10 protein-coding genes are annotated in these 14,848 nt (G+C 69.5%); 9 read left to right on the top strand and 1 reads right to left on the bottom strand.

The genetic code is table 11. The annotated features are described in order from the left end of the window. The first annotated feature begins 288 nt into the window (after window positions 1-288). From rpoB to JOE64_RS02360, 3 genes are all read left to right on the top strand, one after another. Window positions 289-3,789, top strand: a complete 3,501-nt coding sequence (gene rpoB, locus JOE64_RS02350; RefSeq protein ID WP_204962777.1) for a DNA-directed RNA polymerase subunit beta — start codon at window positions 289-291, stop codon at window positions 3,787-3,789. 80 nt (window positions 3,790-3,869) lie between these two features. Beyond that, on the top strand, window positions 3,870-7,745 hold the full coding sequence (rpoC, locus tag JOE64_RS02355) for a DNA-directed RNA polymerase subunit beta' (protein WP_204962778.1): 3,876 nt from the start codon (window positions 3,870-3,872) through the stop codon (window positions 7,743-7,745). A 194-nt stretch (window positions 7,746-7,939) separates the two neighbouring features. Further along, window positions 7,940-8,572, top strand: a complete 633-nt coding sequence (locus JOE64_RS02360) for a hypothetical protein (RefSeq protein WP_204962779.1) — start codon at window positions 7,940-7,942, stop codon at window positions 8,570-8,572. A 100-nt stretch (window positions 8,573-8,672) separates the two neighbouring features. Here the strand turns inward: JOE64_RS02360 and JOE64_RS02365 are convergent, their stop codons facing one another. Beyond that, window positions 8,673-9,365, bottom strand: coding sequence for a hypothetical protein (locus JOE64_RS02365; protein ID WP_204962780.1), 693 nt, complete (start codon window positions 9,363-9,365; stop codon window positions 8,673-8,675). Window positions 9,366-9,549: 184 nt separating this feature from the next. On the opposite strand from JOE64_RS02365, the gene JOE64_RS02370 reads away from it, so the two are divergent. The 6 genes from JOE64_RS02370 to rpsG all read left to right on the top strand — a co-directional run bounded on the left by JOE64_RS02370 (window position 9,550) and on the right by rpsG (window position 14,769). Next, complete coding sequence (locus JOE64_RS02370; RefSeq protein ID WP_204962781.1) at window positions 9,550-10,518, top strand: ABC transporter; 969 nt, start codon at window positions 9,550-9,552, stop codon at window positions 10,516-10,518. A gap of 20 nt (window positions 10,519-10,538) precedes the next feature. After that, entirely contained in the window at window positions 10,539-11,009 is a 471-nt protein-coding gene (locus tag JOE64_RS02375; RefSeq protein WP_204962782.1) for a DUF6121 family protein, read from the top strand. A 198-nt stretch (window positions 11,010-11,207) separates the two neighbouring features. Then, window positions 11,208-11,873 (top strand): spermidine/putrescine ABC transporter substrate-binding protein, encoded by a 666-nt coding sequence (locus JOE64_RS02380; protein ID WP_204962783.1) that lies wholly within the window; start codon window positions 11,208-11,210, stop codon window positions 11,871-11,873. Between the two features lie 365 nt (window positions 11,874-12,238). Beyond that, window positions 12,239-13,630, top strand: a complete 1,392-nt coding sequence (locus JOE64_RS02385; protein WP_204962784.1) for a DUF5684 domain-containing protein — start codon at window positions 12,239-12,241, stop codon at window positions 13,628-13,630. A gap of 294 nt (window positions 13,631-13,924) precedes the next feature. Then, window positions 13,925-14,293 (top strand): 30S ribosomal protein S12, encoded by a 369-nt coding sequence (gene rpsL, locus JOE64_RS02390; protein WP_018187369.1) that lies wholly within the window; start codon window positions 13,925-13,927, stop codon window positions 14,291-14,293. A 5-nt stretch (window positions 14,294-14,298) separates the two neighbouring features. Then, a complete protein-coding gene (gene rpsG, locus JOE64_RS02395; protein ID WP_018187368.1) occupies window positions 14,299-14,769 on the top strand; it encodes a 30S ribosomal protein S7 in 471 nt (156 codons plus the stop codon). Window positions 14,770-14,848 lie beyond the last annotated feature (79 nt).

Here is a 14,848-nt window from a genome sequence, read left to right on the forward strand (position 1 = left end):
CGGCGACGAAGCACCGGTCGCCGGCATCGGACCCGCTCGCGCAGGGGGAGCGGAGCGGGGTTCGCGCGTTTATACCGCAGCATCCAAGAGTCGTCAAGAATCGACTGGACATGGCGCGTCGCCCGGTCTATAGTGGGTAGTTGCGCTCCCTTCTCCCATGCCCTCATATGGTGGTCGGCGTGCGTCTGCAGATCCCCGCTCCGGCGGCGCGTGGCAGACGTGGGGACGGAGCGTTTCACCTGACGACAAGGAAACCCGCCCCCGCCCGGGCTCACGGAGGTAATCCCCTTGGCTGCTGCGAGCAACGCAACATCTTCCACCACCACCCCCAAGAACGGCCGAGGCGCATCGCGTCTCTCGTTCGCCAAGATCTCCGACACGCTGACGGTCCCCGACCTTCTCGCGCTGCAGACGGAGTCCTTCGACTGGCTCGTCGCGAACGACGCCTGGAAGGCCCGTGTCGCCGAGGCGAAGGCCGCCGGCCGCACCGACGTGCCCGAGACCAGCGGCCTCGAGGAGATCTTCGAGGAGATCTCCCCGATCGAAGACCTCGGCGAGACGATGCAGCTGAGCTTCACGAACCCCTACCTCGAGCCCGAGAAGTACTCGATCGAAGAGTGCAAGGAGCGCGGCAAGACCTACGCCGCCCCGCTGTACGTCGAGGCCGAGTTCATGAACCACCTCACGGGTGAGATCAAGACCCAGACGGTCTTCATGGGTGACTTCCCCCTGCAGACCGGCAAGGGCACGTTCATCATCAACGGCACCGAGCGCGTCGTCGTCTCGCAGCTCGTCCGCTCGCCCGGCGTCTACTTCGACAAGACGCCCGACAAGACGAGCGACAAGGACATCGTCTCGGCGCGCGTCATCCCCAGCCGCGGCGCCTGGCTCGAGTTCGAGATCGACAAGCGCGACCAGGTGGGCGTGCGCATCGACCGCAAGCGCAAGCAGTCGGTCACGGTCTTCCTCAAGGCCCTGGGTCTGTCCAGCGAAGACATCCTGAACGAGTTCGCCGGCTACGAGTCGATCGCCGACACGCTCTCCAAGGACACGATCCTCACCAAGGAGGACGCGCTCCGCGACATCTACCGCAAGCTCCGTCCGGGCGAGCAGGTCGCCGCCGAGGCCGCCCGCGCGCTGCTGGACAACTTCTACTTCAACTCCAAGCGCTACGACCTGGCCAAGGTCGGTCGCTACAAGATCAACCAGAAGCTGGGCCTGGACAAGCCGCTGAGCGACTCGGTGCTGACGGTCGACGACATCGTCGCCACGATCAAGTACCTCGTCGCGCTGCACCGCGGCGACGAGTCGATCCCCGGCATCCGTAACGGCGAGGCCGCCGAGATTCGTCTCGACGTCGACGACATCGACAACTTCGGCAACCGTCGCATCCGCGCCGTCGGCGAGCTCATCCAGAACCAGGTCCGCACGGGTCTGTCGCGCATGGAGCGCGTCGTCCGCGAGCGCATGACCACGCAGGACATCGAGGCGATCACGCCGCAGACCCTGATCAACGTGCGCCCCGTGGTGGCCGCGATCAAGGAGTTCTTCGGCACGTCGCAGCTGTCGCAGTTCATGGACCAGAACAACCCGCTCGCGGGTCTGACCCATAAGCGCCGCCTGTCGGCGCTCGGCCCCGGCGGTCTGTCGCGTGAGCGCGCGGGCGTCGAGGTCCGTGACGTCCACCCCTCGCACTACGGCCGCATGTGCCCCATCGAGACCCCCGAAGGCCCGAACATCGGTCTGATCGGCTCGCTGGCATCCTTCGCGCGCATCAACGCGTTCGGCTTCATCGAGACGCCGTACCGCAAGGTCACCGACGGCAAGGTCACCGACCGCATCGACTACCTCACCGCGTCCGAAGAGGTCGACTACATCGTCGCGCAGGCCGGTGCCGAGCTGACCGCGGACGGCACGTTCGCCAGCGAGCGCGTTCTGGCCCGTCGCGGCCAGGGCGGCGAGGTCGACCTGTTCCCGGTCGACGAGATCGGCTACATGGACGTCTCGCCGCGCCAGATGGTGTCGGTGGGTACCTCGCTCATCCCCTTCCTCGAGCACGACGACGCGAACCGCGCCCTCATGGGTGCGAACATGCAGCGCCAGGCCGTGCCGCTGCTGCGCAGCGACTCGCCGTTCGTCGGCACCGGTATGGAGGGCTACGCCGCCATCGACGCCGGTGACGTCGTCACCGCCGACAAGGCCGGTGTGGTCATGGAGGTCTCGGCCGACGTCGTGACCGTGCAGCTGGACGAGGGCGGCACGAAGGACTACTTCCTGCGCAAGTTCGACCGCTCCAACCAGGGCAACTCCTACAACCAGCGCGTCATCGTCTCGGCGGGCGAGCGGGTCGAGGTCGGCGAGGTCATCGCCGACGGCCCCGCCACCGAGAACGGCGAGCTCGCGATCGGCAAGAACCTGCTCGTCGCGTTCATGACGTGGGAAGGTCACAACTTCGAGGACGCCATCATCCTCAGCCAGGACCTCGTCAAGAACGACACGCTCTCCTCGATCCACATCGAGGAGTACGAGGTGGATGCCCGTGACACCAAGCTCGGCAAGGAGGAGATCACCCGTGACCTCCCCAACGTCAGCCCCGACCTCCTGAAGGACCTCGACGAGCGCGGCATCGTCCGCATCGGCGCCGAGGTGCGTCCCGGTGACATCCTCGTGGGCAAGGTCACGCCGAAGGGTGAGACCGAGCTGTCGGCCGAGGAGCGTCTGCTCCGCGCGATCTTCAACGAGAAGAGCCGCGAGGTCCGCGACACGTCGCTGAAGGTTCCCCACGGCGAGCAGGGCACGATCATCGCCGTCAAGGAGTTCAACGCCGAAGACGGCGATGACGAGCTCGGCTCGGGCGTCAACCGCCGCGTCGTGGTCTACATCGCCCAGAAGCGCAAGATCACCGAGGGTGACAAGCTCGCCGGCCGTCACGGCAACAAGGGCGTCATCGCGAAGATCCTCCCCGTCGAGGACATGCCGTTCCTCGCGGACGGCACGCCGGTCGACGTCGTGCTCAACCCGCTCGGCATCCCCGGCCGCATGAACTTCGGCCAGGTCCTCGAGACCCACCTCGGGTGGATCGCGAAGCAGGGCTGGAAGGTCGAGGGCACCCCCGAGTGGGCCGCCAAGCTGCCCGAGGCCGCCCGTGAGGCCGCCCCCGGCACGAAGGTCGCCACCCCGGTGTTCGACGGTGCATACGAGGCAGAGATCGCGGGGCTGCTCGACTCGACGCTGCCGAACCGCGACGGCGAGCGCCTGATCGACAGCTCGGGCAAGACCCAGCTGTTCGACGGCCGCTCGGGCGAGCCGTTCCCGGCGCCCATCTCGGTCGGCTACATGTACATCCTGAAGCTGCACCACCTGGTCGACGACAAGATCCACGCGCGCTCGACGGGCCCCTACTCGATGATCACCCAGCAGCCGCTCGGTGGTAAGGCGCAGTTCGGTGGCCAGCGCTTCGGTGAGATGGAGGTGTGGGCCCTCGAGGCCTACGGTGCCGCATACGCGCTCCAGGAGCTCCTCACGATCAAGTCCGACGACATCGTCGGCCGCGTGAAGGTCTACGAGGCGATCGTCAAGGGCGAGAACATCCAGGAGCCCGGCATCCCCGAGTCGTTCAAGGTGCTCATGAAGGAGATGCAGTCGCTCTGCCTGAACGTCGAGGTCCTCTCGGCCGACGGCACGGCGGTCAACCTCCGCGACACCGACGACGAGGCCTTCCGTGCAGCGGAAGAGCTCGGCATCAACATCTCCGCGCGGTTCGAGTCCTCGTCCATCGACGAGATCTGACCCTTCGGCAAGCTCGGGGACCGATTCCCCGAGCCGCCGAACCACCGATTTCACGAACTTTCTGAGACACAGGAGAACCAGTGCTCGAGTCCACCACTTTCGATCAGCTTCGCATCGGTCTCGCCACCGCCGACGACATCCGTCGTTGGTCCTTCGGCGAGGTCAAGAAGCCCGAAACCATCAACTACCGCACCCTGAAGCCCGAGAAGGACGGTCTGTTCGGCGAGCAGATCTTCGGCCCCTCGCGCGACTGGGAGTGCGCCTGCGGCAAGTACAAGCGCGTCCGCTTCAAGGGCATCGTCTGCGAGCGCTGCGGCGTCGAGGTCACCAAGTCCTCGGTCCGTCGTGAGCGCATGGGCCACATCGAGCTCGCCGCCCCCGTCACCCACATCTGGTACTTCAAGGGCGTGCCCTCGCGCCTCGGCTACCTGCTCGACATGGCGCCGAAGGACCTCGAGAAGGTCATCTACTTCGCCGCGTACATGGTGATCTCGGTCGACGAGGATGCCCGTCACCGCGACATGCCCACGCACGAGGCCAACCTGCGCCTCGAGATCAAGAACCTCGGCGACCGCCGCGACGCCCGCGTCGCCGCGCGTCTGGCCAAGCTGGAGGAAGAGCTCGCCGTCCTCGAGAACGAGGGCGCGAAGGCCGACCAGAAGAAGAAGGTCAAGGACCTCGCCGAGAAGGAGATGGCCTCGATCCGCAAGAACGCGGACGACCAGGTCGCCAAGCTCGAGCGCATGTGGGACGAGTTCCGCGGACTGTCCGTCGGTCAGCTCAAGCAGGAGGACGACGTCTTCCACGAGCTGCAGGACCGCTTCGGCCAGTACTTCGAGGCCTACATGGGTGCCGAGTCGATCCAGCGTCGCCTGCAGGCGTTCGACCTGGCGACCGAGTCGGAGAACCTGCACCTGCAGATCTCCGAGGGCAAGGGCCAGCGCAAGATCCGTGCGATCAAGCGCCTGAAGGTCGTCAACTCGTTCCTGCAGACCGGCATGTCCCCGGCATCCATGGTCCTCGACGTCGTTCCGGTGATCCCGCCGGAGCTGCGTCCGATGGTCCAGCTCGACGGTGGCCGCTTCGCGACCTCCGATCTGAACGACCTCTACCGTCGCGTGATCAACCGCAACAACCGCCTGCGTCGCCTGATCGATCTCGGTGCCCCCGAGATCATCGTGAACAACGAGAAGCGGATGCTGCAGGAGGCGGTCGACGCGCTGTTCGACAACGGCCGCCGCGGTCGCCCCGTCACCGGTACGGGCAACCGTGCCCTGAAGTCGCTGTCCGACATGCTCAAGGGCAAGCAGGGGCGCTTCCGCCAGAACCTGCTCGGCAAGCGCGTGGACTACTCGGGCCGTTCGGTGATCATCGTCGGTCCGCAGCTCAAGCTCCACCAGTGCGGCCTCCCCAAGCAGATGGCGCTCGAGCTGTTCAAGCCGTTCGTGATCAAGCGTCTGATCGACCTCGGTCACTCGCAGAACATCAAGGCCGCCAAGCGCGCCGTCGAGCGTACGCGCCCCGAGGTCTGGGACGTGCTCGAGGAGATCATCCGCGAGCGCCCCGTGCTGCTGAACCGTGCACCGACGCTGCACCGTCTCGGCATCCAGGCCTTCGAGCCGCAGCTCGTCGAGGGCAAGGCCATCCAGCTCCACCCGCTCGTGTGTGCGGCGTTCAACGCCGACTTCGACGGTGACCAGATGGCCGTGCACCTGCCGCTGTCGGTCGAGGCTCAGGCCGAGGCCCGCGTGCTGATGCTCGCCTCGAACAACATCCTGAAGCCGTCGGACGGTCGCCCGGTGACCCTGCCCTCGCAGGACATGATCATCGGCCTGCACCACCTGACCACGGTCATCGAAGGTGCCTCCGGCGAGGGTCGCGTGTTCGGCTCGGTCGGCGAGGCGATCCTGGCGAAGGACGAGGGCACCCTCGACCTGCAGGCCAAGGTCCGCATCCGCATCCCCGGTCTGTCCTTCCTCGAGGGCGAAGCCCCCGAGGGATACGAGCGCCACGGCCTCGTGGATGCCTCGCTCGGCCAGGCGATCTTCAACGACACCCTCCCCAAGGGCTACCCGTTCGTGCGCGAGCAGGCCGACAAGGGCAAGCTGTCGCAGATCGTCAACAAGCTCGCCGAGGAGTACCCCAAGGTCGAGGTCGCCGCGTCGCTGGACCGCATCAAGGACGCCGGCTTCTACTGGGCCACCCGCTCGGGTGTGACCGTCGCGCTCAGCGACGTGCTCACGCCGCCGAACAAGGGCGAGATCATCGCCAAGTTCGAGAAGCAGGCGCAGAAGGTCCAGGGCCAGTTCGAGAAGGGTCTCGTGACCGACGCCGAGCGTCGTCAGGAGCAGATCAAGATCTGGACCGAGGCGACCGACGAGGTCCAGGCGGCCATGAAGGCCAACTTCCCCGCCGACAACACCATCAACCGCATGGTGTCCTCCGGTGCCCGTGGTAACTGGCTGCAGATCCGTAACATCGCGGGTATCCGAGGCCTGGTGAACAACACCAAGGGTGAGATCATGCCCCGTCCGATCATCTCCTCGTACCGCGAGGGGCTGTCGGTCGCGGAGTACTTCACCGCGACGCACGGTGCCCGCAAGGGGCTGGCCGACACGGCCCTCCGTACCGCCGACTCGGGCTACCTGACGCGTCGACTCGTCGACGTCTCCCAGGACGTCATCATCCGTGAAGACGACTGCGGCACCGCCAAGGGCCTCGAGTTCACGATCGCCGCTCCGGATGCCTCCGGCACGCTGGTGCGCGACGCGAACGTCGAGAACTCGGTGTTCGCCCGTACCCTCGCCGCCGCCGTCGTCGCCCCCTCGGGCGAGGTCGTGGCGGAGGCCGGTGACGACGTGGGCGACGTGCTCATCGACAAGCTGGTGGATGCCGGTGTCGAGACCATCAAGGTCCGCTCGGTCCTCACCTGCGACTCGGCGGTCGGCGTCTGCGCGAAGTGCTACGGCCGTTCGCTCGCGACCGGCAAGCTCGTCGACATCGGCGAGGCGGTCGGCATCATCGCCGCCCAGTCGATCGGTGAGCCCGGCACCCAGCTGACGATGCGTACCTTCCACACCGGTGGTTCCGCGTCGGCCGACGACATCACGCAGGGTCTGCCCCGCGTGCAGGAGCTGTTCGAGGCCCGTACCCCCAAGGGTGCGTCGCCGATCGCCGAGGCCGACGGCCGCATCACGATCGACGAGACCGACAAGGCCAAGAAGGTCATCCTGACGCCCGACTCGGGCGACGAGCCGCACGTCTACCCGGTCCTGAAGCGCGCGACGCTGCTGGTCGAGGACGGCCAGCACGTCACGGTCGGTCAGCCGATCCTGGTGGGCACGCTCGACCCCAAGGAGGTCATGCGTGTCATGGGTGCGCGCGAGGTGCAGAAGTACCTCGTGGGCGGCGTCCAGGGCGTCTACCGCTCGCAGGGTGTGCCGATCCACGACAAGCACATCGAGGTCATCGTCCGTCAGATGCTGCGGAAGGTCACCGTGGTCGACCACGCCGACACGACGCTGCTGCCGGGTGAGCTCGTCGACTTCAAGCGCTACCAGCAGATCAACCGCGAGGCCGTGGCCGAGGGCAAGCGCCCCGCGTCGGGCCGTCCGGAGCTGATGGGTATCACGAAGGCGTCGCTCGCGACCGAGTCGTGGCTGTCGGCCGCGTCGTTCCAGGAGACCACCCGCGTCCTGACGCAGGCGGCCATGGAGGGCAAGAGCGACCCGCTCGTCGGCCTCAAGGAGAACGTCATCATCGGAAAGCTCATCCCTGCCGGAACCGGACTCACGAAGTACCGCAACGTCACGGTCGAGGCGACGGAGGAGGCCAAGAGCGAGCGGTACCCCAACCGCATCTTCGCCTCGGACGGTGCGTACAGCGACGCCGACCTGAGCTACGTCGATTTCGACAGCTTCACGACGGACGACTTCACGCCGGGCACCTACAACTGAGTGAGGCGAGAGGAGAACGAGCTCGCTCGTTCGACCGAGCCGATCGAAGTTGTCGAGCGACGTAGTCGCGAGGACAACTGAGCCGATCGTCCGTACATCGGAGAGGGCCCCGGGCATCCGCCCGGGGCCCTCTCCCTTTTCGCCCCGCTGTCCACGCGAGCGGGAAGCGGGCGGAGGGGCGTTAGCCTGGGGGCGTGGCACGGGTCGGAGGGCGAAACGCGGTGGTCGCGTGGGTCATCGGTGTCGGCTGTGCGGCGGCCGTCGGTGCGCTCGCGGTGATCGCCCTGCCGATGCTGCCCGTGTCGGTCTCGTGGCTCGGAGGTGCGGCCGGTGCTCCGATCGCATCGTCGAGCGTCGTCGCCACGGATGCCACGCCGCGCCCTTCCGGGTCGGCGTCCGCGGCCGGTGCCGCGCCGCCCACGACGTGCGATCAGCTCTACGACGAGGCTCTCCAGGCCGACCTGGACGTCGCCGAGGGATCGCAGCTGACCCGATCCATCGACGCGCCCGAGACGACGGCGACGGCCCTCGTCGCGGCGCTCCAGCCACGTGTGACCCTCACGTGCGGCTGGCGATCCGATCAGGGCACCATCTCGACGACGCTCGCGGTCGTGCCGACGGATGCCGGAGCGCTTGCCGCATCCGCGCTTCCGCACGCCGGCTTCACCTGCACGGCGCAGGGCGAGCGTGCCCGCTGCACCCGCACCGAGGGTGATCTCGTCGAGACGATCGAGGCCGGAGGCGGACTGTGGCTGTCCACGAGCGAGCGCGGATGGCATCCGAGCGGCTACGCCGGGCGCACGGCCGCCCGCGTCTGGGGCCACTGACGCGGCGCGCACTGCGAAGGCCGCCGCCCTCGCGTCTGGAGAAGTCTGCTCCCGGGGGGACCGCTCGTGTACCGCCCGTGGGGAGCGCCGGCGGCTCCGATCACGGCGTCGGCGATGAGGACGGACGCGGCGTCGCGGTCTTGACCGAGGTCGCGAAGCGCGGCGGCGTCCCGGGCGCGGGCCACAGCGCGTCGATGACGGCGTCGGTGTAGCCGGCGGGGGAGAGGTTCGAGTACTGCGTGTCGACGACGACCCCGTCACGGTAGAAGACGGTGCGCCCCTGAGGGATCGGCAGCGCGGCATCCTGCCAGGTCTTCTCGCACCGAACCCCGCCGTCGGGCTCCCAGCAGGTGTAACCGTCGGCGCCGAGAGCGTAGAGGGCATCCCGTGCTGCGCGGTCGGGCGAGTAGCCGATCACGGTGACGAGTCGGGTGCCGATCGCGCCCGGGTCGCCCCACACGCACACCCGCGAGCTGTCGGCGCGGATGCCCCCGCCCATGCCGTCGGCGTTGAGCGGGACGCCGTCGAGCTGTGCGAGCACGGCCGTGTCGAGGATGTCGCGGCAGCCCTGCGGCAGATCCGCAGGCAGGGCGGTGGTCGATGTCGCCGCCCCCATCGGGAACGGCGCGAGCGTCATCGCCGGCGACGGCGCAGCGGCGATCGAGGCACGCTGTGAATCACCCGAGGAACCGTCGGAGGGCGCCGGCGCGGGCGAACCCGCGCATCCGGTGGCGATGAGCAGCACAGCGGCGCCCACGACGGCGATCGCGGTGGAGCGGAGAGGGCGGCGCATGCGTCCACGATAGGCATCGCAGCGTCGGGCCCTACGCCGACACGGCGCACGGGGGCGCGGATCGGGGCGGACGGATGGCGCGTCGGGCATGCGCGGACACGGCGGGCCGCCTTCCCGCTGTGCGCGGGGGTCGGCGTTACGCTCACTGTGCGGCGGCACGCGCCCCGCGTGAGGAGCACACGCCATGAGCGATCACAAGTACGGAGAGCCGGTCGAGGACACGTCCGCACCGCGCGACGCGACGTCAGCCGCCGAGGCCGTGGCGAGCGCTCGTGAAGGACTGGCCGACGCCGAGGCCGCGACGCGCGACGTCGTGCCCGACGAGACGACGGTCGCCGAGCCCGCGGTGGATGCCCCGGTGGAGCCTGTCGTCGACGAGCTGTCTGCGCCCGCGCCCGCGGGTAGCCTGTACGCCGACGATCCGGTCGACGAGACCTACGTGCCCGGTGCGTACTCGAGCGACGACGCCGACACCGTCGTGGCGCCGACCGCCGTCGTGGCTCCGGCCGCGTCCGATGTCGCCCCGACCGAGGTCGTGGCGCCCGCGATCGTCGCCCCCGACCTGGCCGCTCCCGCACCCGCACCGCAGCCGATCTTCGTCCAGGCTCCCGAGGCGCCGCGCCCCCGCGGCAACCGTGGCGCGGCCGCCCTCATCGGCCTGCTGGCCGCCGTGTCGTTCGCCGTGCTGTACCTGGCCGCGGCCCTCGGTCTGCGCGCCTTCGACGGCGACGTGACCGGGGCCAACCTGGGCACCGAGGCACTCGCGGCGCTGAGCACCTGGTGGTTCTGGGTGCCGGTCGTCGTCTTCTACATCGCGTTCTGGCTGCTGGGTGCGATCATCAACCGCGGCCGCTGGGGTCACTGGGTGATCTTCGGCATCTTCGTGGGGGTCGCGGCCTACGGCGGTCACATCCTCGGCCAGCTGTTCCAGGCCCCGTTCTGGGAGCTCACGGCACGTGAAGGCGCGGATCTCGCGCGCGGGCAGCTTCTCTCCCCGCTCGCGATCGTCGCATTCGTGCTCGGACGCGAGCTGACGGTGTGGTTCGGCGCGTGGGTCGCCGCCCGCGGTAAGCGCGTCGCCGAGCTGAACCGTGAGGCGCAGCGCGAGTACGAGCGGACTCTCGAGGCGGGGCCGCGCCTGCACCAGAGCTGAGCGGCGAGGACGCGCTCACGATGTCCGAACCGCGCGGGGCCGTCTCGGCGCCGGTCGCGGTGGCGTTCACGCTCGTCGGCTTCTTCGCGTTGCTGATCGCCGGGTTCGGCATGCTGAGCCTGCTCTCGGATGCCGAGGCGCTGTCCGTCGCGGGGCTCGGGCCCCTGCCGGGCGTCCTGGGGGTGGGGTGCGCGTCCGCCGCCTTCGCGGCCTCGACATGGTCGGTGGTGCACCGGGCCGCGCCCCGCTACCGTGGCGTCGCACTCATCGTCGTGGCCGCCTTCCTCGGTTTCCTCGTCGGCGTCCTCGTCGGTGGTGTGCTCGCGGGAGCGGACCTCGTCCGCACCATCGCTGCCGCCGGGAGCTTCGCGACGTCCTGGTTCGCGGTCGTCCTGGCATCCGCCGCGCTCGTCTGCGGCTGGGCCGCCGTCGCGCTCGTGCGGACGCGCACGGGCCGCCCGCGCTGGCCGTGGGAGGGAGACGAGGACTGACCATCGCGGAGGCCCGCCTCGCGCTGCGGAAATCCGCTCGTGCGCACGAAAGAACAGCAGCGCGAGTCGATTCCGACGGCGCGACGGGTGGATGCCCGGGGATGCCACGAGGGCGACGGGAGCCGCCCTCGGCGCCGGCGCCGCGCGGCGGAGAGGCAAATCCCGCCGCTTGGCCTGCCCAGCCGCGACAATGGTCCCGTGGAGCGGTCGATCGAGACCCAGGTCAGCCAGGCAGTCGATGCCTGGCTGCGATGGCTGCCGCGGTGGGCGCCGGCCACGCACCGCGGACGCGTCGCGCCCTGCCGCCGCTGCATCGGCTCGCCCGTGCTGTCGGCGGCCGGCCTCGGGTCGGATGTTCCGCACGGCGTCCAGCACGGACTGTCCACCCGCATCAAGACGATCGTCGACCATGCCGTCGCCGACTACACCGAGCAGAACCTGCCGATGCTCCAGGCCGAGCTCGACCAGCAGGCTGAACGCAACCGCGCCCGCAGCTACCGGCCCTCGGAAGGGCTCGACCCCGAGTTCGACGGACTGCCGCTGGACCCCGATCCCGATCCCGGCTCACCGTTCCTGTTCACGATCGGGGGGCTCGCCGACGAGGCCGATGCCGTCGTGCCCGCCCTGCCCCCGCTCAGCGAGGCCGCGAAAGCAGCCCTGCGGCAAGAGGTCGGGCTCGCCGACGACTACGCCAACATGATCGGCCGTGAGGTGTGCACCGTGCTGCTGCATCACCGCCTGCGCATCCAGGCGGCGATCGCGCAGCACGTCGAGCCCCAGGTCGCCGCGATGCTCGAGGAGCTGACCCGGTCGCTCGACGCGCCCTTCGACCCCCGCGCCGACCCGGGCCTATCCGAGCCGTAGCAGGTGCTGCGGCCCGCGCCGCGACGCGGGAGCGCCGGAGCGGTCTTGCGCTCGTACCCATCGGGCCGTTCCCGCCCCCTCTCCGGAGCGACCCGCGTCGAGGTGGCCGAAGCGCTCGGACCGTCCCTGGCCGGACGCCTCGCCCGGGGAGCCGCCCATGCCGTGTTCGCGCAGGAGGCGCCGACCGCCGAGGATGCCGCCGCCTTCTGGCGGATCGTCGAGACCGGCCGCTGCGACCTCGCGCCCACGCGGGGGGATCGCGTACGCTCCGCCGTATCGTTGAGATCGTTCGTCCACGGGAGCCGGCATCGGTTCCGATCCGCACCGAGAGGGGGAGCCGCGCGCGATGACGCGCGGCGCACCGCATGAGCCCAACCGCCGGCGATTCGCTCGCCTCCGCCGTCGCCCTGCTGAGCGTGCTCTCGGTCGCGGTCGGCGTCGTCCTCTATGTCTGGACCGGCCTCGCCCTGTCCGCGCTGTTCCGGAAGCTCGGCGAGGAGCGCTGGAAGGCCTGGGTGCCGTTCCTGAACATCGCCACCGTCCTCACGCGCGGAGGCTTCAGCCCCTGGCTCGTGATCCTGGCCGTCGTTCCCATCGCCCAGGTCGTGCTCTTCGTGCTCGTCGTCATCTCGGCGCACCGCATCAACCTCGGCTTCGGGTACGGCGCCGGCATGACCGTGCTCGCGGCCCTCGCCTTCGTCGTCTGGGCGAGCGTCCTCGGGTTCGGCTCGGCACGGTGGCTCGGTGCCGGTGCCGAGTCGCGCGGCCGTCTCGAACCGCCGCCGGCTCCACTCGCCCCGAGGCCGCCGAGCGTCCCACCGCTGTCGGTCGTCCTGCCGGGGGCCGAGACCGTCCGTCCGGCTCGGGATGCCGCGGACGCGGGTGCCGCATGGGCGGCCCCCGCGCCGCTGTCCGCGGCACCGGCATCCGCCGCCTCGTTCGCTCCGCCGACACCGTCGGCCTCGCCGACGCCGGGCGGCTGGACACCGCCGGACACCGGCGTGCCGTCTGGACCGATCACGGCCGTGCCCGGAGCGCGGCCCGCGCCCGACGAACCGCGCGCGGTGGCATCCGTCGCCCGCGTCCCCGCCGTCCGCGACGCCCCCGCACCGGAAGCGGCATCGCCCGAACAGGCCCAATCCGTCGTGCCGTCGACGCGTGCTCCGCGGGCTTCCGCCGAGTCGGATGCGGATGCCTTCCCGGAACTGTCCGCCGAGGTGTCCGCAGTCCTGGACGCGCCCCGCGCGGGGGCGCCCCGCTCCGCCGCCGGCGCCGTCCCGGCGCAGCACCGGCTCCTGGGCGACGGTCAGGAGACCGCCCCCGCGGACGACGACGGCGGCTGGTCGCCACCGCGCCCCGTCGAGGCTTCCGCCGTGCCCGAGGACGACATCGATGTGACGGTCATCGCCCGCCGGCGCCGGCGCCCGACCTGGGAGCTCGTACCGGCCGCCGGTGCGCCGATCCCGTTGTCGGCTGCCGTGGTCATCCTCGGTCGGAACCCCGCAGGCGACCCGGCGTTCCCCGATGCACAGCTCGTCTCCGTCGCCGACGAGGCCCGCACCGTGTCGAAGACGCATGCGCGCATCGAGTTGCGCGGCGAGTCCTGGACCGTCTCCGACCTGGGCTCGACCAACGGCGTGCTCGTGCGCACGCTCCGCGGCGAAGAGGTCGATCCGGGTCCGGACGGTCGGATCGAGCCGGGGGAGCGATTCCTCCTCGGCGACGAGGAGTTCCACCTGAGGCGGATCGAGCGCTGATACCGCGTTCCGTGCCGGGATGCCGGTGCGACACGCGTTTGCCCGGTTTCGTCATGCGGCGTAGTATTGACCGGGTGTGCGCCCTCGCGCGCCTTGCGTCGTGCCTCGGCCCGATGTGGGACGAACGGGGCGCCGCATGAGGGATCGGCCTGCGAACAGGTCGCCCCCACGGCATATCCACCACCCAGCACGACGATTTCGTCGTGCGGTGGATCTGTGGTGAAACCACGAACGCTGTCACCGTGCAGCACCTGTGCGCAGCGAGAGCTGCGGACAGATCGACAAGGAGAGAACGTGCCAACCATTCAGCAGTTGGTTCGCAAGGGACGCTCGCCCAAGGTCACCAAGACCAAGGCGCCCGCCCTGAAGGCGAACCCGCAGCAGGCGGGTGTCTGCACCCGCGTCTACACGACCACGCCCAAGAAGCCGAACTCGGCCATGCGCAAGGTCGCCCGTGTCAAGCTCCGCAACGGCACCGAGGTCACCGCCTACATCCCCGGCGAGGGCCACAACCTGCAGGAGCACTCGCTCGTGCTCGTCCGTGGGGGCCGTGTCAAGGACCTCCCCGGTGTCCGTTACAAGATCGTTCGCGGCGCCCTGGACACCCAGGCCGTCAAGAACCGCAAGCAGGCCCGTAGTCGCTACGGCGCCAAGAAGGGCTGAGTGAGATGCCTCGCAAGGGACCCGCACCCCGCCGCGTCGTCGTCAACGACCCGGTCTACGGTGCTCCGATCGTCACCCAGCTGGTGAACAAGATCCTCGTCGACGGCAAGAAGTCGATCGCCGAGGCCATCGTCTACAACGCCCTCAAGGGCGTTGAGGCCAAGAACGGCCAGGACGCCGTCGCCACGCTCAAGAAGGCGCTCGACAACGTCCGCCCCACCCTCGAGGTCAAGAGCCGCCGCGTCGGTGGCTCGACCTACCAGGTGCCCGTCGAGGTCAAGCCGCACCGCGCCAACACGCTCGCGCTGCGCTGGCTCGTCTCCTACGCGAAGGGTCGCCGTGAGAAGACGATGACCGAGCGTCTGCAGAACGAGATCCTGGACGCCTCGAACGGTCTCGGCGCCGCGGTCAAGCGCCGTGAGGACACCCACAAGATGGCCGAGTCCAACCGCGCCTTCGCGCACTACCGCTGGTAACCCGCTGACGGGCTCGGGGGTCGCTCCTCACCGGAGACGCCTCCCGAGCCCGTCGCAGGGCCCCGCCCACACCCACCAC

This window comes from Microbacterium dextranolyticum (genome assembly GCF_016907295.1).
Lineage (GTDB): Bacteria > Actinomycetota > Actinomycetes > Actinomycetales > Microbacteriaceae > Microbacterium > Microbacterium dextranolyticum.